This window comes from Saccharopolyspora pogona, assembly GCF_014697215.1.
Classification (GTDB): Bacteria; Actinomycetota; Actinomycetes; order Mycobacteriales; family Pseudonocardiaceae; genus Saccharopolyspora; species Saccharopolyspora hattusasensis.
This window is the reverse complement of sequence record NZ_CP031142.1, coordinates 8,090,999-8,117,987: the sequence shown is the minus strand read 5'-3', so window position 1 is coordinate 8,117,987 and position 26,989 is coordinate 8,090,999. Positions and strand designations below refer to the sequence as shown.

Below are 26,989 nucleotides of genomic sequence, written 5' to 3'. Positions count from 1 at the left end.
TCCCCGTGACGCGCCGTCTTCCGGGAGTTTCTTCGTGTCACCAAGTTCGTTCACCACGCCCGCGCGCTCGTCCCGCCGACCCCGCCGACGCCGCCCGCAGGCGCAGCAGCCAACGCCGAAGCGAAGCCTGTTCGACGAGGTCGGCGTCACAGCCGTCGACCCGGCGCCCTTCGACCAGCTCGGGCTGCCCAACCGCCTCGTGCGCGCCCTGGCGGACAACGGGATGGTCGAGGCGTTCCCGATCCAGGCTGCGACCATCCCGGACGCCTTGACCGGCCGCGACGTGCTCGGCCGGGGCCAGACCGGGTCCGGCAAGACACTCGCCTTCGGCCTGCCCCTGCTGGCGATGCAGCAGGGCAACGCCCGCCCGCTGCACCCGCGCGGGCTGGTGCTGGTGCCCACCCGCGAACTGGCCACGCAGGTCACGGACGCGCTCAAGCCGCTGGCGAAGTCGCTCGGGCTCTACGCCCGCGAGGTCGTTGGCGGCACGTCGTTCACCCGGCAGGTCGATACGCTGCGCCGGGGCGTGGACGTGCTCGTCGCGACGCCCGGCCGCCTGGCCGACCACGTGCGCCAAGGCACGTGCGTGCTGTCCGAAGTGGAGCGGACCGCGCTCGACGAGGCCGACCAGATGGCGGACATGGGCTTCCTGCCGCAGGTCCGGGAACTGCTCGACCTGGTCCCCGCCGACGGCCAGCGCCTGCTGTTCTCCGCGACGCTGGACGGCGACGTCGACAAGCTGGTCGAGCGCTACATGACCAACCCGGTGGTGCATTCGCTGGCGCCCCCGGCGGCGAGCGTGGACAGCATGGAGCACCACCAGTTCCTGGTGTCCGCAGCCGAGAAGCAGGCTGTGCTCGCCCGTATCGCGGCCCGCGAGGGTCGCACGATCATGTTCGTGCGTACCAAGCACCATGCTGACCGCCTGGCGAAAAAGCTGCGCGCGGTCGGAATCCGCGCCGGGGCACTGCACGGCGGCAAGGCCCAGAACGCGCGAACCCGCATCCTCGACGAGTTCAAGAGCGGCGAGACCGAAACCCTGGTGGCGACGAACGTCGCGGCGCGCGGCATCCACGTCGACGACGTCAGCCTCGTGGTGCACGTCGAACCCCCGACCGACCCCAAGGACTACCTGCACCGAGCGGGCCGCACGGCCCGAGCGGGCGCGACCGGCACTGTCGTCACCCTGGTCACCGACGACCAGAAGCAGGCCTTCCGAACCATGGCGAACCAAGCCGGCGTGACGGCCACGACCACCACGGTCAGCCCGGAAGACGCCGAACTGGCGCGCCTGACCGGTGCCCGCGAACCCATCGGCGTCGCCATCGCCACCCCGAAACGCGAAGCACCTCGCAACCGCGGTGCGCAGCAGCGCGAGCGCGGTGCGAAGCAAGGTGAAGCGTCGCGCGGGCGCGACGCGGGCAGAGCGCAGCGCTCGTCCCACGAGCCCGGCGAACGCCGGGGCGAGCCCCGCGGGCGCGGGCCGCGCCGTGCGGAGCGCGGCTTCGGCGGCCAGAGCCCCCGCGGCGGCGCCGACGGCGGACGCGCAGCGGCCGGAGGCCACAGCGAAGCCGGAGGCCGCGGCAGCGCCGGAGGCGGCCGCAACGCGCACGGCCCGTCGGGCCGGAGCGGGCGGGGAGGCCACGGCGCCCGCAACGACCGCGGCGGAATGCGACGCGACCGCACGTAGGCGCCGAGTCCGCAGCGAACCGCGCCGACCTCAAGACATCGGCAGCTTGGGCGCAATTCCACGAGGGATTGCGCCCAAGCTGCTTTAAAGTGCTCCTCCAGGAGTGGCGTCGTCACGTAGACCAGGATGAACGTCGATTGCCAGCGAAACCTCGATCTCCCGGGCGATCGCGGCATCGCGGCTATGGCTGGTGGCCGAAAGCCCGGTCAAGAGCTCAGTCGCAACGCGGGACCAGCCAGTTCTGCCTATGCGACTGTCCGTCCACTGAGGACCAGGGGATGTCAGTTCTGGGCCACCAGAACTGACACTTCAGCGGGCCGCACTCCCGTTTCCGCAGGCCAGGTGCCGTAAGCCTGTTGGTTGCCATAGCAGCCCAAGAGACTCACGGGGTGCACCTGCGCAGCTAACGTCCAGGCAGGAGTCGTCGTGCTCAGCTCACCGACGTCCCGCTCACCTGGTCACCACTACCCGCCTCCACCCGATCCGAGAGCTCCCTATTTCAGGGCTGCGACCGGGCCGATGACGACCACCGCCGGAGGCTTGATGTCGTTGGCTCGGACTTCTTCGGCGACCGCTGCGAGGGTGGTTCGCAGGGAGCGCTGGGTGCTGGTCGTGCCTTCCTGGACCACCGCCACCGGGGTGTCCGCCGGGCGGCCGTTCTTGATCAAGACCTCCGCGAAGGACTCGATGCGCTGCACCGCCATGAGCAGCACGAGGGTGCCGCGCAGCCGCGCCAGCGCCGTCCAGTCCACCAGGCAACGTTCGTCGTCGGGCGCGACGTGCCCCGAGACGACCACCACCTCGTGAGCCACTCCCCGATGCGTCACCGGCACGTCGGCGACCGCCGGGGCCGCGAAGGCGCTGGTCACACCGGGCACGACCGTGACCGGCACGCCGGCTTCGGCGCACGCCAGCAGTTCCTCGAAACCGCGACCGAAGACGTACGGGTCGCCGCCCTTCAGGCGCACCACGAACTTGCCCGCCCGCGCGTTGTCGATCAACGTGCGGTTGATGACCTCCTGGTTGGCGGCCCGGCCGTAGGGGATCTTGGAGGCGTCGACGACCTCGACGTGCTGACCCAACTCCTCCAGCAGCTCCCGCGGCGCGAGGTGATCGGTGATCACCAAGTCCGCCTTGGCCAGCAGGCGGCGCCCGCGCACCGTGATCAGGTCCGGCGCCCCCGGGCCGCCGCCGACCAGCGCCACGCCCGCCTCCGGCGGCTCGGCATGCTCGTCGGCGACTCCCGCCTGCAGCGCCTCCAGCAGCGCGTCGCGCACCGCCGCGCTCCGCCGCGGCTTGCCGCCGGCGAGCACTCCGAGCAGCAGCCCGTCGTGCTCCGCCACCGCGGGCGTCACCGCGCTCCCTTCGGTCGCGCGGTCCGACCGCACGCAGAACACGCGGCGCCGCTGCGCTTCCGCGCCGACCGCGGCGTTCACCGCGTCGTCGGACGCGGCTGCCACCGCGTACCAAGCTCCGTCGAGGTCGCCGTCGCGGTACCCGCGCCGGCTCCAGGTGATCTCCCCGGCGTCGGCCAGGGCCTCCACCGCCGGGGTCGCCTCCGGGGCGATCACCTCGACCGCTGCTCCGGCGCTGATCAGCCGGGGTAGTCGCCGCTGCGCGACGGTGCCCGCGCCGATCACGACGACTCGGCGCCCGGTGAGGTCGAGTCCGGCGAGGTAGTGCTTATCGGGTTGTGTGGCCATGTGCGTGTCCGTGTCCGTGACCGTGTCCGGTCGGATCGTCGGGGTGGTGGTGCGGTGTCTGCGGTGCGCCCAGTTTGTCCTCGAATCCCGGCAGCAGCACCCGGTAGGCGCAGGTGTCGCAGTTCATCCGGATGTCGCCGAGCAGGGCCTCGTGGTAGCGCTCCACGACGAGATCCACCAGGGCGTCGCAGTCTCCCAGGTATCCGGCGACGCGGACGTCGATGTCCGGCGCGGAGCTCGCGTACTCGCGTGCCTGGTCGACCACGCGCTGCGGAAGCACGCCGTCGAACAGGAAGTACGGGGCGACCACGATCCGCTTCGCCCCGAGCCTGCGAGCCCGTTCCAGCCCACCGGCGACGTCCGGTGGTGCCAGGGAGATGAACGCGGTTTCTACCGTGTCGAAGCCGCAGGTCTCCTGCAAGAGCCGTGAGACCTTGCACACTTCGGCGTTGGCGTCCGGGTCGGTGGAGCCTCGGCCGACGAGCACCACGGCGGTGTCGGGCCAGTCGGCGCGCGGCACCACGGCCTCGATCCGTTCGGCGAGCAGTTCCAGGAGGATCGGGTGCGGTCCGAGCGGCCGGCCGAACACGAACGACGTGCCGGGGTGGCGGCGGACTTCGCGTTCCAGCGCGGCCGGGATGTCGCCCTTGCCGTGCCCGGCGGCGACGAGCACGAGCGGCACGGCGGCCATCCGGCGGTGGCCGCGGGCGGTGAGCTCGCTCCAGGCTTCGGTGACCGCGGGGGCGGACAGCTCGATGAACCCGCCTGCGGTGTCGACGCCAGCGGCCGACATCCGGGTGCGCAGGCGGTCGAGGAAGGCGTGGAACTCCGTCACACCACCTTCGTCCACCGTGCCGTGGCCCACGACCAGCAGCGGTTCGGTCACCGGTTACCTCCAGGTTCTGCCCAGTAGAGGAGGGCGTTGATCGCGGCGGCGGCGATGGCCGCACCGCCGCGTTCGGTCAGGGTGGTCACGGCCGGTAGGCCGCTGCGCCGCAGCGCGGCCTTGGCGTCGACCGCGCCGACGAAGCCGACCGGGACGCCGACGACGAGCGCCGGGTTGAGCCGGCCGGTCTCGGCGAGGCGGATCAGCTCGAACAGCGCGGTCGGGGCGTTGCCGATGGCCCACACCGCGCCGTCGGGGTGTTCTTCGGCGGCCAGCCGGATGCCCGCCGCGGATCGGGTCAGGCCGGCGGTCGCGGCGAACTCGGCGACACCGGGGCGGTCCAGGCCGATTTCGGCCGGGCGCGCGGTGATCCCGGCCGCGACCATGCGCACGTCGGTGATCAGCGGCGCGCCGTCGAGCAGCGCCGCGCGCCCGGCCCGCAACGCGGTTTCACCGGCGACGACCTCGCCGGTCCAGCTCGGGTCGGCGGTGGTGTGCACGACGCGCTCGACGACCGCCCTGGCCAGCGGCGGGAAGTGGGCGAAATCGGCCCTGGACCGCATGATCCGGTAGGACTCGGTCTCGATCGGGTGCACGGTGCGGTCGGCTGGAGTGCCGCCGCTCTCCCCGGCTGGTGCGAAACCGCCGCTCATTCGACTTCCGGTTCCTTCCGAGATTTGAGGTGCCACCACAGCGCCGCCCCGCCCCAGACCGCCAGGAACAGCCCGAGCGTGATGTAGCCGAGCAGTTCGAACTGGTCGCTCACGGCCGCGATCCCGTCCAGGAACGACAACCCGTGCTCCGCCAGCAGTCCACAGAGGACAATGAAGGCGATCACGGCGGCCAGCACGACGGTCAGGGCCGTGGTGGTCACGTTCACCCACAGCCGCCGCAGGGGCCGCGCCAGCGACCAAGTGTAGGCGCGGGACATCAGCATCCCGTCCACGCTGTCCACTGTGCACATTCCGGCGGCGAACAGCAGCGGCAGGCTCAGCACCGCGATGCCGGACTGGTGTTCGGTCGGCGACACCATGGCCAGCACCGTGATCTCGGTGGCCGTCTGCATGCCGAGCCCGAACAACAGCCCGATGCCGAACAGGTGCCAGGAGCGCCCGACGCCGCGCATCCGCCCGCGCAGCAGCCGGGCGAGCAGGCCGCGCCGCCCCAGCACCAGCTCGACCTCGGTCTCGTCGACCGCGCCGCGGCGGGCGCGGCGCAGCAACCGCAGGGCGTCGCGCAGCACCAGCGCGTTGAGCACCGCCAACGTGCTCAGCACGGCGATCACGATCAGGTCCACGACGGTGGCGACCTGCACCCCGGCCTGCTCGGCCCACTGCTGCGCAGCGGGTCCGGCAATGAAGGCGATCGCGACGGCGAGGAACAGCACGACGCTGGCGTGCCCGAGTGCGAACCACATGCCGGTCGACACCGGTCGGCGGCCGCGCTGCATCAGCAGCCTCGTCGCGTCGTCGATCACCGCGACGTGATCCGCGTCGAACCCGTGGCGCAGGCCGAGCAGGTACGCCGTCGTCCCGGCGGCGGCCAGCCCGCCGACCGCGCTGAACGATTCCTGTTGCAACAGATAGGCGCTCCAGCCCGCTAGGTGGAGCACTCCGACGGCGGCCAGTACGACCGCTGCTTTCCGGCGCTCGGCGGCGCCCCAACCGGCCTGCGGCCGACTCGCTTCGGCATCCCAAGACATGGGATATCCGACCTCCTGGGTTTCCCGCCCGAGGGGCTCGGTGTCCGCGCGTCGCGGCGCGACGCGGGGCCGACGCGCAGTCTCCTGGCTCCCGGATCGACGTGGTTCCCCTGCCTTCCAGCTGCTGGCAGCCGTGGCAACGAGTGGGGCCCACTCCCCGGTCACAGTGGCGGGACCGTCCCGGATTCGCACCGGGTTCCTGCACTGTCGGCGGCCGTATCTTTCCTTGCCCACCACCCGAGGTCAAACCCCGTGAGGTCGATCACCGATCCGACCAGCGGCTACCCAAATGGGTGAATTCAACTCTTTCGCCGTTCCGGTCAGCCAGCGCATGCTTGGGCTACGGCGACCTTGAGAGCCCGGTTTTCCTGGGCGTATTTGATCAAAACGGGAGAGATCGAGTAGGCTGCCAGGCGTCGGGATGTTCCCGGCAACGGCCCGTTCAGGAGCCAAGGATCACACGTAGCAGCCAAGGCTGGTGCACCGTTCGTTCGGGGTTCCCTGGCAAAAGATCGGGACGTAGCCATCACCGCAGCTCGCGGAACGATGGCCGATCGGCTGAGACTGCCCAGCCTGGACTCCAGCCATGCACCAGTGGTACGGCGGAGAACGAAATGTCCTGCTCGAACAAGTAACAGCAACGAGTAGGAAGCAGGCGACCATGAACGAGACCCACACCATCACGTTGAACCTGCAGGTCGTGGAGGCGGGCGCGAAGACCACCGCCGACGTCGGTTTCACCACTCCGGGCGGTCAGGCGCTGCACGGCCACGGCACGGCGCGGCGCCACCCGGACGACCCGGAGGTACCGCAGATCGGCGACGAGATCGCGATCGCCCGCGCCCTGTTCGAGCTGGCGCACAAGCTACTGGACAACGCGGCGCAGGACATCGGCGACCGCCTGCACCGCCGCGTGCACCTGCCTGCCTGACGCACAGGTGAAGGGCACCTTCGGCGGTCCGAGGGTGCCCTTCACGTCGTGCGTAGCGCGATCACGAGTGCGCTTCGACCACTTCGCGAACCGTCTGCGCCGCCAGGTCCGCGACGTCGTCGGCGAGTCCGGGACGTGCCCGGACTCGCAGCGGCGCGGGCTCCAGCTGCGGGCGCGCACCACGAGCCCCTCCAGGCGCGGCTTCGCCGGAGGGCAGCAGCGTGACGCCGAGGCCGGATCGCGCGGCCGCGAGCACGCCGGCGAGATCAGCCGCCTCGCACACCAGGTCTGGCTGCCGGCCGATCTCGGTCACCGCGTCCACTGCGAGCCGCCGCATGATGCACGGCTCGTCGAAGACGACCACGGCCGTGCAGGCGCAGGACCGGTTGGCCGCCGAGCACCGCCAGCAGTTGTTGATCGCGCGCTGGCACGCCGCGCCGGACCCGCGATCGCTGCAGCTGCGCTGCTACCCGGCCTGGTGCTGGCCGTGCTTCCCGGCCCGCTGCACGCGAGCAGCGCCTTCACCGCCACGGGCGCCGCGATTTACGCGCTCCAAGCCGCGATCGCGGGCGGCTGGCCCGCCCCGACGCACGTGTTCGTGCTGATCGGCTACGCGCCGCTCGCGGGCAGGTCAGCCCACCGCCTCCTGGATCCGCTTCCAGGCCGCCAGCACGTGACGCCGCTCGGTCTGCGGCGAACCGACCGCGAGTCGCAGCAGCGTCCCGCCGCCCACCTTGGTGTGGGTCAGGTACAGCTCCCCCGACTCGTTCAGCGATTCCATCAGCCGGTAGACCCGATCGCCAGCGTCCTCTGTGGACAGTTCGGGGAACAGCGGCCGGAAGCAGACCAGGCCCAGCGGGTGCGGCTCCAGCAGCTCGAAGCGTGGGTCGTCGCGGACCCAGCCGGCGAACTCCTGGGCGAGGCCGACGGTGGTGCGGATGTGCTCGCGCAGCCCTTCCGCGCCGTACCAGCGCAGCACCGACCACAGCTTCAACGCCCGGAACCGGCGACCCAGCGGCACCTGCCAGTCCCGGTAGTCGATCACCTCACCGGACGCGGTCGCCGGGTTGCGCAGGTACTCGGGCAGGATCGACAGCGCGTCGATCATGGGCCGCCGGTCGGCCATCCACAGCAGGCTGCAGTCGAAGTTGGTCAACAGCCACTTGTGCGCGTTGGTGCAGTAGGAATCGGCGAACTCGGCGACGCCGTCGTTGATCCAGCGCAGCTCCGGGCACACCGCGGCAACACCCGCGTACGCCGCGTCCACGTGCAGCCAGACCCCGCGCGCCCGGCACACGTCGCCGACCTCGCGGACCGGATCGATCGCGGTCGTCGAGGTGGTGCCGATCGTCGCGCACACCAGTGTGGGCACCCCGCCGGCGGCGAGGTCCTCGGCGATCAGGGCGTCGAGGTGCTTCGGGTCCATGCCGAGCGAGTCCGGGTCGACGTCGACGATCCGGACGTTGTCCGCGCCGATGCCGACCATCCGCGCCGCGCGCTCCAGGGACGAATGGGTGTGCTCGGAGACGTAGAGCCTGTGGCGCCGGGTGATGCCCCGGCTCGCGACCTGCCCGTCGCTGACCCGCTGCAACGCCGCTAGGCAGGCGACCAGCGCAGCGCTGGAGGCGGAGTCCTGGATCACCCCGCCGCCGACGGCGTCGGTCCGGAAGTGCCCGGGAAGCCCCAGCAGCTCGGCCATCCAGTCCACGACCACGGTCTCCAGCTCGGTGCACGCGGGACTGGTCGCCCAGACCATGCCCTGCACGCCGAGCCCGCTGGAGAGCAGGTCACCGAGGATCGACGGGCCGGTGGCGTTGGCCGGGAAGTAGGCGAAGAAGTTCGGGTGCTGCCAGTGCGTCACGCCCGGCATCAGCACCGCGTCGAGGTCGCTCAGCACCCGCTCGAACGGCTCGCCCTGCTCGGGCGGATGCGCCGGGAGCTGCGACCGGACCTCACCGGGCCGCACCTGCGACCGAACCGGATGCTTCTCGACACCGGCGTAGTAGTCGGCGATCCAGTCGACGAACTGCCGACCGAACGCCCGGAACTCCTCCGGCGACATGTGGCCACTCATCACAGCCAGCTAAGCACGCCCCCGTACCCGAAGCCAGGGACGAAGAAGCTGCGGCTAGGAGGGCGGATCATCCGTCGTGGCTCAGTCTTCCTGCTCCGATTCGGACAACCGCTCGACACGCGCGTCGGTCGGGAGACCGTAGCGGCCCGCCGCCTCGGACACCCGCACCATTTCGTCCGGCCCTGCCGCACGGGCACGTCGAGCGCGCTCACGGTACGCCAACAGGTCGTCCAACCTAATCCGGCGATGGCGGCCCGGCTGTTCGAAAGAAATCTCGCCTGATTCGAGGAGCCGGACGAGCGTTGGCCTGGAGACCCCCAACATCTCCGCCGCCTCGCCGGTCGTCAGGACCGTGTGTCGCGGGGCAACTGTGATCGCCAAGCCACGGGACAGTGCGAACACCACGTCGTGCAACACGTCGTAGAGCTCGTCCGGCAGGTCGATCCGCGAGCCGTCGCGGGTGATCAACGCAGGAGCATTGCCTTGCTCATCCAGCGCCCGGAGCAATCCCAGCAGCTCATCGGCCCTGGCCGGCGGCAATACCGTGCGTTCGCCCGTCCCCCGCATGCACCCCACGCTACCAGCAAAACGAACAAAACGAACGCGATCAGCGGAGCAGGTCGATGGCATCGGCCGGGCAGATCTCGACGCATTCCCCGCAGGCCGTGCAGCGATCCGCCAGGACCACCGGGCGGCCCCGGGCCGGGCGGAGGGCGTGCTCCGGGCAGGTCAGGAGGCAGGCCCCGCACGCCGTGCAGGCCGTCGAGATCACCAGCGAGTCAGCGGGCATCCGCCGCCATCCACCGGTAGCCCCGGGGCGTCACCATCCGACCACCGACCACAGTGGACTGCGAGGAGCCGACGAGCACCGTGGTGAACATGTCCACCTCGGCCGGGTCGAATTCACCGATCGGGGCGCACCACACCCGCTGCCCGGCACGGCTGGCCTGGCGGACCGCGCCGACCGGCGTGGTCACCGGGCGGTGCTCCGCCAGGATCTCCAGGGCCCGGCCGAGCTGCCAGTGCCGCTGCTCCGAACGTGGGTTGTAGAAGCACACCACCAGGTCGCCCTCGGCCGCCGCCCGGACGCGGCGCTCGATGATCTCCCACGGCGTGTGCAGGTCGGACAGGCTGATCAGCGCGTGGTCGTGGCCCAGCGGCGCGCCCAGCAGCGCGGACGCGGCCAGCGCCGCCGTCACCCCTGGCACGCCGACGACCTCGATGTCGACGTCGGCCTTCTCCAGCGCCGGACTGGCCATCGCGTACACCCCGGCGTCACCGGAGCCGATCAGCGCCACCGCGCGCCCCGCCCGGGCCAGCTCCACCGCCTCGGCGGCGCGGGCCTCCTCGGCGCCGAGCCCGGTGGCGCGCACCTCGGTGCCGGGGCGCAGCAGGTGCCGCACCTGGTCGAGGTATTGGTCCAGACCGACGACCACTGAGGCGCGGCGCAGCTCGACGTCGGCGCGCGGGGCTCGCAGGTCGGGCGCGCCCGGGCCGATGCCGATGATTGCCAGTCGACCGCGCGGCTGGATGCGGGCGGCGGCGACGGTCACGTTGTCGCCCTTGATCTTCGGCACCACCAGCTCGACGGGCGCCCCGGCGCCCAGTCCGGCGGCCGCGTGCAGCGCGGATGCCTCCGCGACGGAGGGCGTGCCGACCTCGGCGCGCACCACCTCGCTCGGGTTGGGCACCTCGACACCGGCCAGCGCCGCCGCCGGATAGGTCAGCAGCGACAGCTCCTCGCCGCCGTCGGAGTGCCAGAAGCTCAGGTCCTGCACGGCTTCGAGGATGCCGTCCTCGTCGGCCTTCAGGTCGACGCTGGCCACCGCGCGGATCGCCCTCGGGTCCAGGCCGTGCTCGCGGTCCAGCCGGGCGACCGTCTCGGTCACCGCCGTCCGCGAGACGCCCCGCGCGGACCCGATACCGACGACCAGCGTGCGCGGGATGAGCCGCAGCGTCCGCTCCTCGTCCTGCGTCGGCCGCCGGTCGTCGATCACGACCGTCCACAGTGGCGCTTCGGCGTCGGTGGCGACGTTGGGCGGCAGGGCGGGAAGCGGGAAGCCGTGCGGGTTGACCAGGCGGACCGGCCAGCCGTCCAGGATCGCGACGCCGCAGGCCGCCAGGTCACCGTCCACGCTGGCGTCGAGCTGGTCGACGAGTTCGTCCAGCGGGGTGGTGCCGATGCTGTCGGTGGCGGTGGTGACCACCGGGGTGCAGCCGAGCACGTCGGCGACCTGCTCGGCGAGCGCGTTCGCGCCTCCGGCGTGGCCACCGGCCAGGGAGATGGCGAAGCGGCGCGCCTCGTCGACGCAGACCACACCGGGATCGGTGTGCTTGTCCCGCAGCAGCGGCGCGACCAGCCGCACCGCAGCTCCGCTGGCCAGGAAGAACACCGCCGCGTCCAGGTGGTCCCAGAGCCGGCGCACGGCGGGGCCGATCGGCCCGTCGGCGACGACCGCGTCCGGCCCCAGCCGTCCGGCCAGTTCGGCGGCCGCCCGCCGTCCCGCCGCGGTCACCGCGAACAGACCGATCACTGCTGCTCCCCTACCTGGTCGACTGCTTTCATCAACGAGCGCCTTCGCATGTTGCCACCCGCGTGGTCCCCGCCTGTGTGGGCAAGACCACGGTGACCGCAATTTCCATTGAAATCACGTCTCCGATTTCCATTGAAATTGCGGAGGTTGGCCCCACAGTCGTCGGCGTGTCGTGGCGCGACACGCCGACGGTCCGCAATTTCCATTGAAATCGAAGGTCCGATTTCCATTGAAATTGTGGCCCGACGGGAGACCAGGCTACCGGGAGGACATGTGGACATGAGGACATGAGGAGGACATGTGGTCAGCGTTGTTTCCGGTATCCGGAGATCAGCACGACCGGGTTGGCCGCTTCCAGGCGGGACGCGCCGTCGGGCAGTTCCGCCAGCCTTGCCGCCGACAGCTGCACGCCCTCCACCTCGTAGTCCGCCGCCCGCAGCGCGTCGCGGGTCGGCCCGACCCGGTCCAGCGCCGCCAGCGCAACCACGACGCGGGACGCTCCGGCGTGCGCGCACGCCGTGACGACCTCGGTGCCGCCGCCCCCCACGAAGATCGCGTCGGGCCGCGGCAGGTTGCGCAGCGCTTGCGGCGCCGCGCCCTCCTCGATCCGGACGTCCACGCCGTGGCTCGCCGCGTTGGTGACCAACCGCACTACCTGGGCCTCGTTGGACTCCACCGCGATCGTCGCCGCGCCCATCCGGGCGCACTCCACCGCCACCGAACCGGATCCGGCCCCGACGTCCCAGACCAGCGTCCCCGGCCGTGGCGCGAGCTTCGCCAGCGCCACGGCCCGCACCTCGGCCTTGGTGATCATGCCGTCGCGGTGCGAGAACTCGTCCTCGGACAGCGCCCAGCCGGTCGCCGGCGGCACCGGCTCGCCGCCGGCGATCCAGCCCCGGTGCGGCACGTCGTCCAGATCGGCCAGGGAGAGCACGATGTTCGGCTCGTACCAGGTGCGCTTGGCCGCCTCGGCCGGTTCGATGGTGACCACCGACTCGTTCGGCCCGCCAAGGTCCTCGGCGACGACCATGGTCCGGCGCCAACCGGCCAGCCCGGAGGCGATCTGGGCCGGGCCGGCCTTCGGCGCGGTCAGCACCGCCACCGCCGGTCGCGCGCGGCAGACGTTGATCGCCTGGCGGAGGTCGCGGCCGTGCGCGCTGACCACCACGACGTCGTCCCAGGAGCGACCGACGCGCGCCATCAGCTGCTGGACGCTGGAGGTCGAGGGCAGCACCGTGCACCGGATGCCGCGTTCGCGCAGCGCTCGGACCGCGCCGAAGAAGCCGGGATCACCCGAGGCCAGCACCACGCCGTGCTCGTCACCGGACAGCGACGACAAGGCGTTCAACGCCGGTTCCAGCGGCCCAAGTTCGAGCTTGCGCGCGTGTTCCGGCGCGTGCGCTTCGAGGTGCCGTCTGCCGCCCACCACGAGCCGTGCCGACTCCAGCGCTTCGGCACCGCCCTTCGGCAGATCCCCACCATCGACCCCGATCACCGTGACTGCCACGACACCCACCTTGCCTCGGTGGCCGCCACCACGTGTTCGCCCTGGAAGTCCACCATCGCGACCCGAACACGCAGCCGACGGCCGCATTCCTCGCTGAACCGCTCCAATACTGCTGCCACCTGCCCGCAGAGCCGGTGCGCACACGCCGAGAGCAGCCCGCTGTGCTGCCACACCTCGTACGCCCGGCGGGCTGTGGCGGCCTGCTCGATCTCGGCGACCTGCTCGGGGTCGCCACCGAACTCGCCGGTCAGCCGACCGAGCAACGCCGTGTCCACTTTGGACCTCGTGTAGTGCGTCATCACCACGCCGGAGGCAAGCTTGGTCAGCTTGCCGATCATGCCGACGAACACGACCTCGTCCAGCCCGTGCTCGACGGCGCGACGCAGCGCCGCACCGGTGAAGTCGCCGACCTCGATGAACGCCACCTCGGGCTCGTCGGGCAGCAGCCGCATCGCGGCCTTCTCGGTGCGACCGCCGGTGGACAGCACCGCAACCCGGCCGCCCTGTGCGGCGAGCACGGAAACCGCCTGTTCGACGCTGGACCGCCAGGACGCGGTGGAGAACGGCCGCACGATGCCGGTGGTGCCGAGGATCGAGATGCCACCGAAGATGCCCAACCGCCGGTTGGTGGTCTTGTAGGCCATCTTCTCACCACCGGGCACGGTGATCGTGACGTCCGCGCCGCGCTCGCCGAGCGCCTCGCGCACCGCGTCGGTGATCATCTCGCGGGGCACCGGGTTGATCGCCGGACCGCCGACCTCCAGGCCGAGGCCCGGCTTGGTCACGACGCCGACGCCTTCGCCGCCGTGCAGCACGATCTCGCCGTCATCGCGGGCGGTGACCGACGCGGTCATCCGAGCGCCGTGCGTGACGTCGGGGTCGTCGCCCGCGTCCTTGACGACCACTGCGGTCGCGGGCCCGATCGACCCCGAATCCACCTGGAAGCGCCGGTACCTGCCGTCCGGGAACGGGACGTCCACGGTGGCCGGGAGGTGCCCGGTGGCGAGCAGTTGGGCCGCCGCCCGGGCCGCCGCCGCGGAACACGCACCCGTGGTGAACCCGGTGCGCAGCGCCTTGGGCCGGACCTTCGCGGTGCGCGGCAGGTCCGGCTCCCGCAGCGGCGGCTGCGCCTCGTTACTCGCCCTGCTCATCCGGCTTCGCCGGGGACTTGCGCCGCGCGGCGGGCGTCTCCTTCGCCGCTGCCGTCGTGGTGGTCGCGGACTTCGTCCGCTTCGCCGCGGCCGGTTTCACCGCCGACTTCGTCGCCGCGCTCTTCGCCCCGGACTTCGTTCCGCCGCGCTTCGCGGGAACGGCCTTCGCCGTGGCCCGGGTAGCCGTCGTGCTGGCCGCCGAGGTCCGGCGCGGCTTCGGCTCCAGCGCATCGGAGCGAACGGACTGTTCACTCACCTCTACGGCGTCAACAGGCCGCTCGCTCCCAACCACATCAGCACACGCATCGGAGCGAACGGACTGTTCACTCACCTCTACGGCGTCAACAGGCCGCTCGCTCCCAACCACATCAGCACACGCATCGGAGCGAACGGACTGTTCACTCACCTCTACGGCGTCAACAGGCCGTTCGCTCCCAACCACATCAGCACACGCATCGGAGCGAACGGACTGTTCACTCACCTCTACGGCGTCAACAGGCCGTTCGCCCGCCGTCACGTCGTCGGTGAACAGCTGGGACTGCGCGGCGTCGACCCGACGGGCCGGGGCCGCGCGGTTCGCCGCGACCCGCGCCGCGCCGCGGGCGCTCTCCTGCCAGTCGCGCACCGCCCACCAGGCGACGTCGGAGTCGCGTACCCGCTCCCCCGAGCCTTCGGTGCGCGGGGCGGGCTTCGAGTCGCTCTCCGCGCGGCGGCGCGCAGCGGTGGGGCGCTCGGCCCGCAGCGCGCGGCGCGCGGCCGGGTCGGCTCGGCGGTAGGTGTGGAAGTGCCCCGCGTGGTAGAGGTGCGAACGGGTTCCCGAGCTGGCGAGGCCCTTGCCGACGATGAACAGCGTGTGCCGCCACAGCTTGTGCTGCTTGACGGTCTTCTCCAGGTCGGCGAGGTTCGTGCGCAGCAGCAGCTCGTCGGGCCAGGTGACCTTGTAGGCCACCAGCACCGGGGTGTCGTCGGGGTAGCCGCCGGCCCGCAGTTCCTCGACGAGCTGGCCGGTCCGCGCGGCGGAGAGGAACAGCGCCATCGTGGTGCCGTGCTTGGCGAACTCGCGCACCTTCTCGCCTTCGGGCATCGGCGTCTTGCCGCCCTCCAGGCGGGTCAGCACCAGCGACTGGGCGACTTCCGGCACGGTGAGCTCACGCCCGATGGCGGCCGCAGCGGCGGAGAACGCCGGAACGCCCGGCACGATCTCGACTTCCAGGTTCATCCGCGCGCACGCGTCGTGCTGCTCCTGGACCGCGCCCCACAGCGACGGGTCGCCGGAGTGCACCCGGGCGACGTTGAGCTTGTCGCGCTCGGCGCGGCGGTAGATCTCCAGCGCCTGCTCGTGGGTCAGCCGGGAGGAGTCGACCAGTTCCGCGTCGCTGCGCGCGTGCTCCTGGATGCATTCCGGTGCGACCAGGCTCGCGGCCCACACCACGATGTCGGCCTCGGCGATCCGCCGGGCACCGCGGACCGTGATCAGGTCGGCCGCGCCCGGTCCGGCACCGATGAACGAGATCCGGCCAGTCACCATTGTTCTCCTCTTCCGCCTCGGGGTGGAAGTACTACCACAGTGGACAGATAAGGCGCGTCGTCCACTTCGGACACATCGGACAGCGGCAGCACCCGCGCGTCCGGCGTGCCCAGGTGCTCGGCGTAGACCGCGCGCTCCAGGGCTCCGCTCTCGGCGATCGCGGCGCGCAGTTCGCCGAGCCGCCGGCCGCCTTTGTAGGCAACGACCGTACCGCGTGCCCGCAGCGCCTCCTGCAGCGCGGTCACGTCACGCATCACCGGTATCACGGTGAGTGATTCGGCACCTTCGGTCAGCGCCACGCCCGCTTGCGCGGCCGTGGCCTGCATCGCGGTGATCCCCGGCACAGCGGCCAGGTCGACCTCGGGTAACAGCTCTGCCACGGTGGCCGCGAGGTAGCTGAAGGTCGAATACACGGCGGGATCCCCGAGGGTGGCGAAGGCCACGGTGCCGCCCTGATCACGCAGCCGCTGCGCGACGACCGCGGCGGCCTCGTCCCAGTGCCTGCGCCGCCGGTCCTGCGGGCCGTCCACCGGATCGGCCAACGCGAAAACCAGCCGCTGCACCCGGTCGTCGTCGCCCAGGTGCGCGCGGACGATGGCTTCCGCCCGGCCCTGCTCGTCGGCGGCGAGCACCGGGACGAACACGGTGCCCGCCGCCCGGATCTCGCGCAGCGCGGCCAGGGTCAGCATTTCCGGATCGCCGGGGCCTACCCCGACACCGACCAGCCGCATCACGCGCACCTCGCCACGAACCGTTGGACCGCGCCAGGCTGCCCGGCCGGATGGGTGTGCAAGTAGGAGGCGTGCACGCCGCCCTGCACGAAGCCTTCCCGCTGGACACCGGTCGCGCCGCGCCAGATCCAGGCGGGTTGCGATCCGCTGCCGGGTTCCAGGACGGTGCGGTGGAATTCGTGCCCGCTCACTCGTGCTCCTTCGGCGAATAGGACTGAATCGACTGAATCGGCGGCGGCCACCGCGTCGCGGTAGCCGAGCACCAGCCGCGGCGACATTCGCGCCCGCGCGTCGAGCACCCCGCACAGCGGGTGGCCGTCCAGCTCCCTTGCCAGGTACAGCAGCCCGCCGCACTCGGCGTGGATCGGCGCGCCGGTGGCGGCGAACGCCGCGATTTCCTTACGCAGAGCGGTGTTCGCCGACAGCTCGGCGGCGTGCTGCTCGGGGAAACCGCCCGGCAGCACCACGCCCGCGGTGCGTTCCGGTAGCCGCTCGTCGTTGAGCGGGTCGAGGACGACGACCTCGGCACTGGCGGCTTCGAGCAGCTCGACGTGCTCGGCGTAGGCGAAGGTGAATGCCTGCCCCCCGGCGACCGCGACCACCGGCCTCGCCTGCGGTTTCACCTCGTCGCGCGGATCCCAGGCGGGCCCGGGCAGCTCGGGAGCCGAGCGCGCAAGCGCGCACACCGCGTCGAGATCCACCGACCGGGCAACGACGTCGGCCATCGCGTCGACCGCGCGGACCGCCTCCCCGCCGTGCTCGGCAGCCGTGACGAGACCGAGATGGCGCGACGGAACGGCGAGGTCCTCGGTGCGCGGGATCGCGCCGAGCACGGGGAGACCCGCGTTGTCGGCGGCGTCGCGGAGCACCTCCTCGTGCCGCGGCGAGCCGACCCTGTTGAGGATGACGCCCGCGACCCGGACCTCCGGGCGGTAGCTGCGGAAACCGTGCAGCAGCGCGGCGACGCTGTGGCTTTGCCCCTTCGCATCGACGACCAGCACGACCGGCGCGCTCAGCAGTTGAGCGACGTGCGCGGTGGAGCCGACCGCGATCCCGTCCCCGGGCCCGATGCGGCCGTCGAACAGCCCCATCACACCCTCCACGATGGACAACTCGGCCCCGGCGGCACCGTGCCGGAACAGCGGCGCGATGCGGTCCGCCCCGACCAGCACCGGATCGAGGTTGCGGGCCGGGCGGCCTGCGGCGAGCCGGTGGTACCCGGGGTCGATGTAATCCGGGCCGACCTTGAACGCCGCGACCGCAGTGCCCCGGCGCCGCAGCGCGCCCAGCAACCCGGTCGCCACCGTCGTCTTGCCCTGCCCCGACGCGGGAGCCGCCACGATCAACCGAGCAAGCGGAAGCGCACCGGTCACCACTCGATGCCCTTCTGGCCCTTCTGGCCGGCATCCATCGGGTGCTTGACCTTGGTGGTCTCCATGACGAGGTCGGCAGCGTCGATCAGCGCCTGCGGGGCATAGCGGCCGGTGATCACGACGTGCTGGTGCCCGGGTCGGTCGCGCAGGGTCTCGACGACCTCGGCGACGTCGACCCAGCCCCAGTGCAGCGGATAGGTGAACTCGTCCAGCACGTAGAGGCCGTGGTGCTGCTCGCCGATCCGGCGGGCGATCTCCCGCCAGCCCTCCAGCGCGGCTGCGGCGTGGTCGTCCTCGCTGACCTTCTTGCGGGTCCAGGACCAGCCTTCGCCCATCTTGTGCCACTCGACGGGGCCGCCCTCACCGGTTTCGTCGTGCAACCGTCCCAGTGCGCGGAAGGCCGACTCCTCGCCGACGCGCCATTTCGCGGACTTGACGAACTGGAACACGCCGATCGACCATCCCTGGTTCCAGCCGCGGAGCGCGAGCCCGAACGCGGCGGTGGACTTGCCCTTCATCTCGCCGGTGTGCACCACGACCAGCGGCCTGTTGCGGCGCTGGCGAGTGGTCAACCCGTCGTTCGGCACGGTCGAAGGCTGTCCCTGAGGCATACCCCGACCCTAACGGAACGGCTCGTGAGTGATAGTTCCGGTTCTTGCCGGGAAAATCACTCACGACCCCATCACCGCAGGTCGAAGGCACCCCGAGCAGTCGCAGCGAGAAACGCCGACCAGGCAGGGTGACCGAACACGAGAATCCCGCCCTCAGAATCCTTCGAATCCCGAGTCGCCACCGCCCCGCCCGGGAACGCCACCTCGACGCAAGCACCTTGATCATCGCTGCGCGAGCTCTTGCGCCACGCACCGGAGGGGATCGTGGCAACTTCAACGCAGTTTCCACCCGAAGTGCTGTAGCTCGACTTACGCCAAGCCGCCTTGGTCAGCTCTAACATCCTCGCCACCCTTCTCGCGACATGCTTCCAGCATTGCAGCGATGACTGCGGCAGAGGAAGACTCGTCCAACGCAGCAGAACGCATGTCAGCAAGAATTCTGATCATCGTTGCGACGTCGCCCTCATCGTCGATGAGGTAGCCACCCAACGGGCCATCGAAGTACCCCAGGGGCGGATCAACCTCGGGGTCACCGAAGTCCAAGACCGCTAGATTGCCTGCCATTCCAGGATGCGCGCCGGTGCTACCCGGCAACACCTGGACGGTTATGTTGTCCCTGGCCGCAACTTCGAGGAGTCGCGCCAGCTGGTCTCGCATAACGCCAGGTCCGCCGACGTTCAGGCGCAGCGCGGCCTCCGCGATCACCACACGGAAGCCCATCACAGGACTCTCGAAAAGTCGATGCTGCCGGCGCAATCGGGCCGCCACCCACTTGTCGATGTCACCAGGAGCCGTTGTGTATGGGCCCGCCACATGAACAGCGTGCGCGTAGGCCTCGGTCTGCAACAGCCCTGGAATCACGATCGGCTCGAAGGCGGTCACCTCGACGGCGTCCTCTTCGAAGCTCACCAATGGCCGAAGCCACTCAGCAAGTCCGTAGACAGACCATTGGCCGTGTCCGTTCTCGGACCGCAGTTGCTCAAGTCCCTTCCGGACTTCGGCGGGAGCTCTCAGTTCTGCCAGCAGTCGGGCGAGGTCGGACTGACCGATCTTGGTCTTCCCCCGCTCCCAGTTGACCAGTGTCGCGTGCGTCCGACCAATGGCCGTCGCCACATCAGTTTGCGTCCGTTCAGCAAGCTCTCGAAGCCTCCTCAGCTCAGCCGCAAGCCTTCGGAGCTGCGCCGACCTCGCCATGCCCAACCTCCAAGAGTTGATCTTTTATATCAAAGATCGCCCAGTCAGGGAATGTTGATCTTTGATATCAAAAGCTACGGTGAGTACGTCAGATCATGACACTCAGCAACCATTCTCGTGACAAGGAGGTCGGGTAATGGCGGAGGACATGGTGCGGCGTGGGGTTGAGCGGTCGTTCTCGGAGTGGGTAGATGAGTTGGTGCGGGTGTCCGCTCCGCGGGTTTTCGCGCTCGTCGAGGAGATCGACGACGAGCTCGGGAAGGACGGGCAGGTCGTCGCTTGGGGAATGGAGTTCGACGACCACGCCGAGGTCGTGGCCGTGGAGGGCGGGATTCGCGGATCGTTCCGGTCAGCCTTGACCGCCTTCGAACTGTTCTCCCGCAAGGACCCGGTGCAGTTGGTCTGGGTGCCCTGAGGTGTCGTGAGTGCGTAGCCGAGCTGGAGCCCGGCTACGCACTCACGACTCTCAGCGCGAGCGGAAGGTGGCGAGCTGTTCGCCGAGGTAGCGGATCAGGCGCGTTCCGTCCGCCGGGCCGAAAGTGTTCCAGCGCTCGCCGTCGTTGTTGCGGCGCGTCGTGACGCTGCAGCGGCCCTCTTCGGTGTCCCGCCAGCCGATCGCCGGGAGCCGGACCTGCTGGCCGCTGGCGTCCAGGCCGATCACCACGAAGTAGCCGACGCGCCGCACCGGTAGCGCCATGATCTTCTGCACCTTGCGCATCTCTCCGCCACCGTGGCCGGACGCGGTCGGCTGCGCCGCCCCGAGCCACGAATCCGGCTCGGCGTCGGCCGCGCGCGGTGGCTTCGGCTCACCACCATCTGCGATCGTGCCCCCTTCGAGCTTTCCCGCCGGCATTTCCGGCAGCAGCCCGACGCACACACGGGCGAGCCCACGGACGTCGATGAACTCGATCCGCAAGCCCTGCTCATCCTGAACCGTGACGACTCCGGCCCGCCCGGCGACCGCCACGCGCGCCCGGTAGACGTTGTCCGACTGCCCGTCGTAGGAGGTCACCGCCACGGCGACCGCCGGGCGATTCAACAGGTTCAGCGCCTGCTCCAGCTCCGGTTCGACCCGGCCGCGATCGGCTAATCGGCGCTGTTCCAGCCTTCCCCAGACGTCCTTGCGGAGCCGTGCGCGTTCATCGACGGTGGCGGCGAAGTGCGGGATCTCGAACGGGAACTGCCGCAGGTTGATCCGCAGATCCTCGCCGAGGATGTCCGCCGCTTCCGCGGAAAGCGTGAACGATTCGATCATCTCTTTCCCCTTTGCGCACGCCGCTATTCCCCGAGAAACCAGTGCTTCTCGGGGAATAGCACGAAACTCGAATCCGGTCGGCTACTCGCCGAACACCGGCGGCGCGACCTTCGGCAATCCGAGGTCTTCCCATGCCTCATCGGTGTCGAGCACGTACTTGCTCTCGCGCTCGTTGTCCTCTTCGGACTTCCCGCCCTGACCGCGCCCGGCACCACCGGCCATCCCGGCACCACCACGGCCACCGGCCGCACCGCCGGCTCTGGCGGCACCCGCACCCGCACCACCGAGCCCGCCGATACCGGCACGCCCACCCGCGCCGACCTGACCACCGCCGACACCGCCGACTCGACCGGCACCACCCAGCCCGCCACCGCGGCCACCGCCCATGCCACCGGCGCCGCCCGGACGGCCGCCACCAGGCCCGCCAGGGCCGGGACGTTGCTGGTTCGGCGGCAGCGGAGCCCACCGCCCGTTGTAGGGGTTCTGGCGCTCCCACTGCCCGGTCTGCGGATTCCACCGCGTGCCCGAGGGCCCCGGCGACACCGGATTCTGCTGCCAGACCGGGTCTGGATGCCCCAGGTGATCGAAGCGATCAAGAAGGGCATCCAGGCTTGCCCTGCATCGCGTCGTTCGTGGCGGCGAGGTCGGCTGCTGCCGCTCCAGCCGCCGCTCCGACTGGCCCAGTCATCGCCCGTTGTCCCCCAGTTCATCGAACTGCCTCCAACGGCCCGAACTTGGCAGCGCGACCTACCCAAGAACGCCGATACGAGACAAATCCGCAATCCCGCACCCCGGATCACGCCCCAACGGACCAGTCCGCTTGCTCCGGGAGTGGTCAACTTCACCGGTCCGGAATCGATCGTGTCGGCGAACATGAACGGGCGTCCCAATCCGCAGGAGCCGCCCGATGTCGACCAAGCCGCCGCTGGTGTTGTCCGCCGCCACGCTGATCTCCAACTTCGACCGCTTCGCGGTCACGCCGATTCTGATGCTGATCGCGCTCGGCCTGCAGGTGCCGCTGGGGGCGGCGGTCGCCGCTGCGAGCGGCTACTTCCTCGCTTACGGCCTCTCCCAACCGGTTTGGGGGTTGCTCTCGGATCGGTTCGGGCGGGTTCCGGTCATGCGCGGCACGCTGGTCGGCGCCGCTGTGGCGGGCGTGGTCTCCGCGCTGGCGCCGAACCTGACCGCACTGGTCGTGGCGCGCGCCATCACCGGCGCGTGCATGGGCGCTGTCGTTCCGGGTTCGCTGACCTACGTCGGCGACACCGTGCCGCAGAAGAACCGCCAGGCCGCCCTTTCGGACCTGATGGCGGCGTCGGCGATGGGCACCGCGCTGGCGACCGCCGTCGGCGGGCTGTTGGCCGGTTTCCTGGACTGGCGCGCGGTTTTCGCGGTCCCGGCCGGGTGCGCCGCTCTGTGCGCCTTCCTGCTCCGCAAGCTTCCGGAGCCGGAGCGCGCCCAGGTCGAGGGCGTGCGCAACCACCTGATGGCGGTGCTGGGGAATCGTTGGGCCCTGCTGGTCTTCGGGCTGGTGTTCGTCGAGGGCGCGGTGCTGTTGGGCACCATGACGTTCCTCCCCTCGGCATTGGTGCAGGGAGGTGTCGCCGTCGCCGTGGCCGGCCTCGCCACCGCCACCTACGGCGTTGGCGTGTGGTCGTTCTCCAGGCTGGTCAAGGTCTTGGGGCGGCGGCTGGCGGTCTGGCAGCTGATCGCGATCGGCGGCACCGCGATGGCGCTCGGATACCTGGTCGTGACGGCCGACGCCAACATCGCGACCGTCGTGGTCGCGGCGCTGCTGCTCGGTGGCGGCTGGTCGTTCATGCACTCGTCGCTGCAGACCTGGGTGACGTCGGTGGTCCCGGAGGCCAGGGGCACCGCCGTGGCGTTGTTCGCCTCGGCGCTGTTCCTCGGGAGCGCGGTCGCTTCGGCTGCTGCGGGTCCGTTCGTCGAGCGAGGTTCGTACTCGCTGGTCTTCGGAATCGCCGCCGCCACCGCGGTTCCGCTGCTGATCACCGCGTCCGCGTGCCGCTACCGCTACCAGAAGCGGAACGAACCCGCACGCGCTGGCCGGGCCGGGTGAAGCTCGCCGAAACGAGCCGATCCGGACGGCCGGAAAAAGAGCCCCCGCACTCGACCAGCCTGGGGGTCGCCGGGAGCGCGGGGGCATCTTGGAAGTCCACCCCTGGGGGTCAGGTGGACGGCAGTACCGTACCAATCAGTCGGCTAGGCCAGAAGGCAGAACGCCGAATCTCGTAATCAAAACGAGATCAAGCCGCGCGGGGCCGCTCGTCCCGGACCGCGCGGACCACGCCCGCGACGTTGTCGGCCGAAAGCTCCTCCAACCGCAGGCAGGGGCCGTCCAGCGCGGCCGCGAGCCGGGCTGCCAACCCGAGTCGGACCGGCCCGCTCTCGCAATCCACCACGACGGAGGCCACGCCCGCCTCGGCGAGCAGTCCGGCCGAACGCAGCGCGTCGTCGACGGCGCGCTGCGCCCGAAGCCGCCCGCCGTCCTCGCGGTTCACCGGCACGGTGGCTTTTCCGTCGGTCAGCAGCACGACCAGGGTCCGCCGGTTCGGGTCCCGCATCCGCTCGGTCTGCACCACGCGGCGAACCCGCAGCAGCCCGTCGGCGAGCGGCGTGCGACCGCCGGTGCGCAGCCCCCGCATCCGCGCGGCCGCGATGTCCACAGAGGACGTCGGCGGCAGCGCGAGCTCCGCGGAGTCGCCGCGGAAGGTCACCACGCCGACCTTGTCGCGCCGCTGGTAGGCGTCCCGCAGCAGCGACAGAACGGCGCCGCTGACCGCCGACATCCGCTCCCTGGCGGCCATCGACCCCGACGCATCCACCGCGAACAGCACCAGGTTCCCCTCGCGCCCCTCCCGGATGGCCCGCCGCAGATCGTCGGACCGCAGCACCAGCCCGGGACCGCGGCGGCCGCGGGCGACCTGGTGCGGCGCCGCGGCGGCCAGCGTGGCCGCCAGGTGGATGCCATGTCCCTCCACAGTGGACGACCGGGTCACTCGGCCGCTGCGCGCCCGGGACCGCGACCGCCGTCCCGGCGCCCCGTCGCCGAGCCCCGGCACCTCCAGCAGCCGCGCCCGGAACGCCGCTGCCGGCGCTGCCGGCGGCCGCTCCGCGGGCGCCCGACCGTCGCTGCGGTCCTCCGAGCCGCCGTCGGCTCCGCCGTCCGGCTCGGTCGGCCCCTCCGGCGGCTGGCCGCCGCCGTCCGGGCCCTCCGGCGGCTCGTCACCGCCGTCCGGGCCCTCCGGCGGCTCGTCGTCGCCGCCGTCGTCGGCGTGCTCCGCCGCCTCCGTCAGGGCCTGCTGGAGCTGGTCTTCGGCCATGCCGGGTTCGTCGAAGGGGTCGCGGCGGCGACGGTGCGGCAGCGCGAGCCTGGCCGCCGCTTCGACGTCCGCCTCGGCGACCGCCTCGGCTCCGCGCCAGGCCGCGTGCGCGACGGCGGTGCGCGCCAGCACCAGGTCGGCGCGCATGCCGTCGACGTCGAAGGACGCGCACAGCGCGGAGATCCGGCGCAGCTCGGTATCCGGGAGGACCACCGCGTCCACCCGGGCGCGGGCGGCCACGATCCGTACGGCGAGTTCGGCGTCGGCGTCGGCCCACCGCGCAGCGAACCCGGCCGGGTCGGCTTCGAACGCCAGGCGGCGGCGCACCACCTCGGTCCGGGTCGCCACCTCGCGCGACGCGGCGACGTGCACGGTGAGCCCGAACCGGTCCAGCAGCTGCGGGCGCAGCTCGCCTTCCTCCGGGTTCATCGTTCCCACCAGCAGGAACGACGCCGCATGCGAGACCGAGACGCCTTCGCGCTCGACGTGCGCGCGCCCCATCGCCGCGGCATCCAGCAGCAGGTCGACGAGGTGGTCGTGCAGCAGGTTCACCTCGTCGACGTAGAGCACGCCCCGGTGCGCGGCGGCGAGCAGGCCGGGCTGGAAGGCTCGGACGCCTTCGGTCAGGGCGCGTTCCAGGTCGAGCGAGCCGATCAGCCGGTCCTCGGTGGCGCCCACCGGGAGCTCGACTAGCTGGGCGGGGTGCTGCGTCGCGGCGGAGCCGTGCGGACCGTCCGGGCACTGCGGGTCCGCGGTCTGCGGATCGCACCCGAAGCGGCAGTCTGCGATCACGTCCAGCGGCGGCAGCAACGACGCCAGGGCACGCACCGCGGTCGACTTCGCGGTGCCCTTCTCGCCTCGGACGAGGACCCCGCCGATGCGCGGGTGAACAGCGTTGAGCAGCAGCGCCAGCCGGAGGTCGTCGTGGCCGACGACGGCGGAGAAGGGAAAGCGCGGGACAGCGGACATGCCGGGTGTTCCTTCCTCGGGGTGCGGACGCCCCGGTGGCGGGAACAAGGGGCCGCAGTGTCCTGACTCCCGGATCGTCGCGCCCCTCCGGCCTTCCCAGGTCGCCCCGGTGGCTCGCGGGGGAGGGCCGCTCCCCGGTCACAGTGGCGCCGACCGTGCCGGATTCCCACCGGCTTCCTGGCGCACCCCTTGCATTCGGATCACCGTGCATCGTCGCAGAACCCGGCCGCCTGACCAACCGACCACCACCCCGAGGAGACCAGCACCACTGGAGAGCGCCCTGCTCTCCGCACCGGCGTGCCGGGAGTCGGCGATGTAGCGGGAGCAGGCGGCGCGAACGCACGTGCAAGCCGGGATCGCGCCGAATGGTCGGGCTGTCCCGGAAGCGGTGGAAATACGCGAGCAGGTACTCGCCGGACGAGGGCACGCTCGAACACGCCCCTGGGCCGGAACAGGCTCAGGCGGCGTCCGGGGCCGGCCGAAGGGGTGCGCGCGGTTGACCCGGCCGCGAAGCGCCGGGCCCCGGGGGCAGGGCGGCGGATGCGGGGCAGCATGCCGCGGCGATCACGCCGTTCGGTGCACCCGTTGCCGTTCCTCCACGCTCCGCGTTGACGCCGGGAGCGTGGTAGCCCGAACGACCGCGGTCAAGCCCGCAGTAGCGCCGATCACGCGCGGCGGCGGGGCTCGCGGCGCATGTCGACGTGCGGGATGCCGTCCTCCAGGTATTGCTCGCCGTCCTCGACGAAACCGAAGGAGCGGTAGAAGTCCGTGGCGTAGGTCTGCGCGGCCAGCACGGCCGGCGAGTGCTGCACCTCGGCGACCGCAGCGCGCATCAGCTTGCGGGCCAGGCCCAGGCCGCGAGCGCCCCTGGCGGTGCAGACCCGCCCGATGCGGAAGGTGCCGTCGGGATCTTCCAGCAGCCGGAGGTAGCCGAGCACGTAGCCGTCGGCCGAGTCGATCCAGAAGTGCCGGGTGGTCTCCTCCAGGTCGCGACCGTCCAGCTCCGGGTAGGGGCATTCCTGCTCGACGACGAACACGTCGACGCGCAGGCGCAACATCCGGTAGAAGTCCTCGGCGTCCAGGTCCGCGGTGTAGGCGCGGTGGACGGCGGTCGCGAGCGGCTGGAGGGTCACTCTTACCTGGATATCACAGTTGGGTCTCAAAACCCTTATTCACCAGCGCGGGGAGTAGTCAACACCACTCGCCGATACCCTTCCCCGCTGCTCTGTTCGGGGCAGTTTGGCGCCGAAGCGCTGACCCTCCGCAGGTCCCTCGACTAGCCTGCGCGTGATCAGTAGTCGATCAGTCATGGCGAGTGACTTGGGGGGATTCGTGGGCGAACCGGTCTTCGGCGGCGATGGCGCGCACACCGAGGAGGGCATCAGGCGCTGGGCGGCCAACGTCGAGGCGAAAGCCGAGCGCTACCAGCAGATGCAGCAGCAGGTGACTGCGGTCAGGGCCAGCGCGGAGTCCCGCGACGGGGTGGTACGGGTGACTGTGGACAGCGCCGGTGCGGTCACCGACCTGCAGATCACCGACGACGCGCGCCGGATGTCCGGCGCGGGGCTCACCGAAGCGGTGCTGACGACCATGCGGCATGCCCAGGCAGGTCTCCGGGACCAGGTGGCCGAGGTCATGTCGGCCACCGTGGGCGACGACCCCGAGACTGTCAACGCGGTCATGTCGGCGTACCAGGAGCGCTTCCCGGATCCCGAAGCCGAGGAACGCGCCGCGCAGCCGCCCGACGACGAGGACTTCAAAGACGACACGTACCTGCGGTGACCAGGCGTCGGCTAGGGGTTGACG

The 26,989-nt window shown here is 71.1% G+C and carries 27 protein-coding genes and 2 riboswitches; of the genes, 6 read left to right on the top strand and 21 right to left on the bottom strand.

From position 1 onward, the window contains the following. Positions 1–34 precede the first annotated feature (34 nt). Complete coding sequence (locus tag DL519_RS38420) at positions 35–1,690, top strand: DEAD/DEAH box helicase (RefSeq protein WP_223840024.1); 1,656 nt, start codon at positions 35–37, stop codon at positions 1,688–1,690. A 494-nt stretch (positions 1,691–2,184) separates the two neighbouring features. Here the strand turns inward: DL519_RS38420 and cobA are convergent, their stop codons facing one another. From cobA to DL519_RS38400, 4 genes are read right to left on the bottom strand one after another with little or no spacing between them, the layout of a single operon-like run. Then, the gene (cobA, locus tag DL519_RS38415) at positions 2,185–3,393 is read right to left on the bottom strand and encodes a uroporphyrinogen-III C-methyltransferase (RefSeq protein WP_190822167.1); all 1,209 of its coding nucleotides are present in this window, start codon (positions 3,391–3,393) and stop codon (positions 2,185–2,187) included. Continuing rightward, positions 3,374–4,279: a sirohydrochlorin chelatase gene (locus DL519_RS38410; RefSeq protein WP_190822165.1), complete on the bottom strand. Its 906-nt coding sequence runs from the start codon at positions 4,277–4,279 to the stop codon at positions 3,374–3,376. The genes cobA and DL519_RS38410 overlap by 20 nt, the downstream gene beginning before the upstream one ends. Further along, a complete protein-coding gene (locus DL519_RS38405) occupies positions 4,276–4,932 on the bottom strand; it encodes a precorrin-8X methylmutase (protein ID WP_190822163.1) in 657 nt (218 codons plus the stop codon). Before DL519_RS38405 ends, DL519_RS38410 begins: the two co-directional genes overlap by 4 nt. Next, positions 4,929–5,981 carry a HoxN/HupN/NixA family nickel/cobalt transporter gene (locus tag DL519_RS38400; RefSeq protein ID WP_190822162.1) on the bottom strand — a complete coding sequence of 351 codons (1,053 nt, stop codon included), beginning with the start codon at positions 5,979–5,981 and terminating at the stop codon, positions 4,929–4,931. Before DL519_RS38400 ends, DL519_RS38405 begins: the two co-directional genes overlap by 4 nt. A gap of 77 nt (positions 5,982–6,058) precedes the next feature. After that, positions 6,059–6,183, bottom strand: a riboswitch (cobalamin riboswitch). Positions 6,184–6,642: 459 nt separating this feature from the next. Here DL519_RS38400 and DL519_RS38395 point away from each other — a divergent pair. Further along, positions 6,643–6,912, top strand: coding sequence for a DUF1876 domain-containing protein (locus DL519_RS38395; protein WP_168584877.1), 270 nt, complete (start codon positions 6,643–6,645; stop codon positions 6,910–6,912). Positions 6,913–6,973: 61 nt separating this feature from the next. On the opposite strand, the gene DL519_RS38390 is transcribed toward DL519_RS38395, so the two are convergent. The 5 genes from DL519_RS38390 to cobJ form a co-directional block, all read right to left on the bottom strand. Beyond that, a complete protein-coding gene (locus DL519_RS38390) occupies positions 6,974–7,276 on the bottom strand; it encodes a LysR substrate-binding domain-containing protein (RefSeq protein ID WP_223840023.1) in 303 nt (100 codons plus the stop codon). A gap of 267 nt (positions 7,277–7,543) precedes the next feature. Beyond that, on the bottom strand, positions 7,544–8,974 hold the full coding sequence (locus tag DL519_RS38385) for a pyridoxal-dependent decarboxylase (protein WP_190824470.1): 1,431 nt from the start codon (positions 8,972–8,974) through the stop codon (positions 7,544–7,546). Between the two features lie 93 nt (positions 8,975–9,067). Beyond that, positions 9,068–9,553: an excisionase family DNA-binding protein gene (locus tag DL519_RS38380; RefSeq protein WP_190822157.1), complete on the bottom strand. Its 486-nt coding sequence runs from the start codon at positions 9,551–9,553 to the stop codon at positions 9,068–9,070. Between the two features lie 40 nt (positions 9,554–9,593). Next, positions 9,594–9,776 carry a 4Fe-4S binding protein gene (locus tag DL519_RS38375; RefSeq protein ID WP_190822155.1) on the bottom strand — a complete coding sequence of 61 codons (183 nt, stop codon included), beginning with the start codon at positions 9,774–9,776 and terminating at the stop codon, positions 9,594–9,596. Then, a complete protein-coding gene (cobJ, locus tag DL519_RS38370) occupies positions 9,766–11,520 on the bottom strand; it encodes a precorrin-3B C(17)-methyltransferase (protein WP_190822153.1) in 1,755 nt (584 codons plus the stop codon). Before cobJ ends, DL519_RS38375 begins: the two co-directional genes overlap by 11 nt. A gap of 77 nt (positions 11,521–11,597) precedes the next feature. Here cobJ and DL519_RS49240 point away from each other — a divergent pair, with 77 nt between their 5' ends. Then, positions 11,598–11,729 carry a hypothetical protein gene (locus DL519_RS49240; protein WP_263399769.1) on the top strand — a complete coding sequence of 44 codons (132 nt, stop codon included), beginning with the start codon at positions 11,598–11,600 and terminating at the stop codon, positions 11,727–11,729. A 95-nt stretch (positions 11,730–11,824) separates the two neighbouring features. On the opposite strand, the gene cbiE is transcribed toward DL519_RS49240, so the two are convergent. The 8 genes from cbiE to DL519_RS38330 form a co-directional block, all read right to left on the bottom strand. Continuing rightward, a complete protein-coding gene (cbiE, locus tag DL519_RS38365) occupies positions 11,825–13,027 on the bottom strand; it encodes a precorrin-6y C5,15-methyltransferase (decarboxylating) subunit CbiE (protein ID WP_190822151.1) in 1,203 nt (400 codons plus the stop codon). After that, positions 13,012–14,178, bottom strand: a complete 1,167-nt coding sequence (locus tag DL519_RS38360; RefSeq protein WP_190822149.1) for a cobalt-precorrin-5B (C(1))-methyltransferase — start codon at positions 14,176–14,178, stop codon at positions 13,012–13,014. The genes cbiE and DL519_RS38360 overlap by 16 nt, the downstream gene beginning before the upstream one ends. Further along, positions 14,162–15,706 carry a precorrin-4 C(11)-methyltransferase gene (gene cobM / locus DL519_RS38355; protein ID WP_190822147.1) on the bottom strand — a complete coding sequence of 515 codons (1,545 nt, stop codon included), beginning with the start codon at positions 15,704–15,706 and terminating at the stop codon, positions 14,162–14,164. Before cobM ends, DL519_RS38360 begins: the two co-directional genes overlap by 17 nt. Then, entirely contained in the window at positions 15,700–16,437 is a 738-nt protein-coding gene (cobI, locus tag DL519_RS38350; RefSeq protein ID WP_190822146.1) for a precorrin-2 C(20)-methyltransferase, read from the bottom strand. Before cobI ends, cobM begins: the two co-directional genes overlap by 7 nt. Continuing rightward, positions 16,437–17,813 carry a cobyrinate a,c-diamide synthase gene (locus tag DL519_RS38345; RefSeq protein ID WP_190822144.1) on the bottom strand — a complete coding sequence of 459 codons (1,377 nt, stop codon included), beginning with the start codon at positions 17,811–17,813 and terminating at the stop codon, positions 16,437–16,439. The genes cobI and DL519_RS38345 overlap by 1 nt, the downstream gene beginning before the upstream one ends. Beyond that, positions 17,807–18,421 carry a cob(I)yrinic acid a,c-diamide adenosyltransferase gene (gene cobO, locus DL519_RS38340; RefSeq protein ID WP_190822142.1) on the bottom strand — a complete coding sequence of 205 codons (615 nt, stop codon included), beginning with the start codon at positions 18,419–18,421 and terminating at the stop codon, positions 17,807–17,809. Before cobO ends, DL519_RS38345 begins: the two co-directional genes overlap by 7 nt. 71 nt (positions 18,422–18,492) lie before the next feature. After that, positions 18,493–18,762, bottom strand: coding sequence for a DUF397 domain-containing protein (locus DL519_RS38335; protein ID WP_190822140.1), 270 nt, complete (start codon positions 18,760–18,762; stop codon positions 18,493–18,495). Beyond that, positions 18,731–19,615, bottom strand: coding sequence for a helix-turn-helix domain-containing protein (locus tag DL519_RS38330; protein ID WP_190822138.1), 885 nt, complete (start codon positions 19,613–19,615; stop codon positions 18,731–18,733). Before DL519_RS38330 ends, DL519_RS38335 begins: the two co-directional genes overlap by 32 nt. Before the next feature lie 136 nt (positions 19,616–19,751). Between DL519_RS38330 and DL519_RS38325 the strand changes: the two genes are divergently transcribed. Beyond that, positions 19,752–20,030, top strand: a complete 279-nt coding sequence (locus DL519_RS38325) for a hypothetical protein (RefSeq protein ID WP_223840022.1) — start codon at positions 19,752–19,754, stop codon at positions 20,028–20,030. 51 nt (positions 20,031–20,081) lie between these two features. Here the strand turns inward: DL519_RS38325 and DL519_RS38320 are convergent, their stop codons facing one another. Both DL519_RS38320 and DL519_RS38315 read right to left on the bottom strand, forming a co-directional pair. After that, positions 20,082–20,870, bottom strand: a complete 789-nt coding sequence (locus tag DL519_RS38320) for an ESX secretion-associated protein EspG (protein ID WP_190822137.1) — start codon at positions 20,868–20,870, stop codon at positions 20,082–20,084. Positions 20,871–20,951: 81 nt separating this feature from the next. After that, entirely contained in the window at positions 20,952–21,413 is a 462-nt protein-coding gene (locus tag DL519_RS38315; RefSeq protein WP_223840021.1) for a hypothetical protein, read from the bottom strand. Positions 21,414–21,777: 364 nt separating this feature from the next. Here DL519_RS38315 and DL519_RS38310 point away from each other — a divergent pair, with 364 nt between their 5' ends. After that, the gene (locus DL519_RS38310) at positions 21,778–22,950 is read left to right on the top strand and encodes an MFS transporter (protein ID WP_190822135.1); all 1,173 of its coding nucleotides are present in this window, start codon (positions 21,778–21,780) and stop codon (positions 22,948–22,950) included. Positions 22,951–23,137: 187 nt separating this feature from the next. On the opposite strand, the gene DL519_RS38305 is transcribed toward DL519_RS38310, so the two are convergent. Both DL519_RS38305 and DL519_RS38300 read right to left on the bottom strand, forming a co-directional pair. After that, the gene (locus tag DL519_RS38305; RefSeq protein ID WP_190822133.1) at positions 23,138–25,183 is read right to left on the bottom strand and encodes a putative cobaltochelatase; all 2,046 of its coding nucleotides are present in this window, start codon (positions 25,181–25,183) and stop codon (positions 23,138–23,140) included. Between the two features lie 55 nt (positions 25,184–25,238). Further along, positions 25,239–25,363, bottom strand: a riboswitch (cobalamin riboswitch). A gap of 485 nt (positions 25,364–25,848) precedes the next feature. Continuing rightward, a complete protein-coding gene (locus DL519_RS38300) occupies positions 25,849–26,316 on the bottom strand; it encodes a GNAT family N-acetyltransferase (protein WP_190822131.1) in 468 nt (155 codons plus the stop codon). A 175-nt stretch (positions 26,317–26,491) separates the two neighbouring features. On the opposite strand from DL519_RS38300, the gene DL519_RS38295 reads away from it, so the two are divergent. Then, positions 26,492–26,965 (top strand): YbaB/EbfC family nucleoid-associated protein, encoded by a 474-nt coding sequence (locus tag DL519_RS38295; protein WP_190822129.1) that lies wholly within the window; start codon positions 26,492–26,494, stop codon positions 26,963–26,965. Positions 26,966–26,989 lie beyond the last annotated feature (24 nt).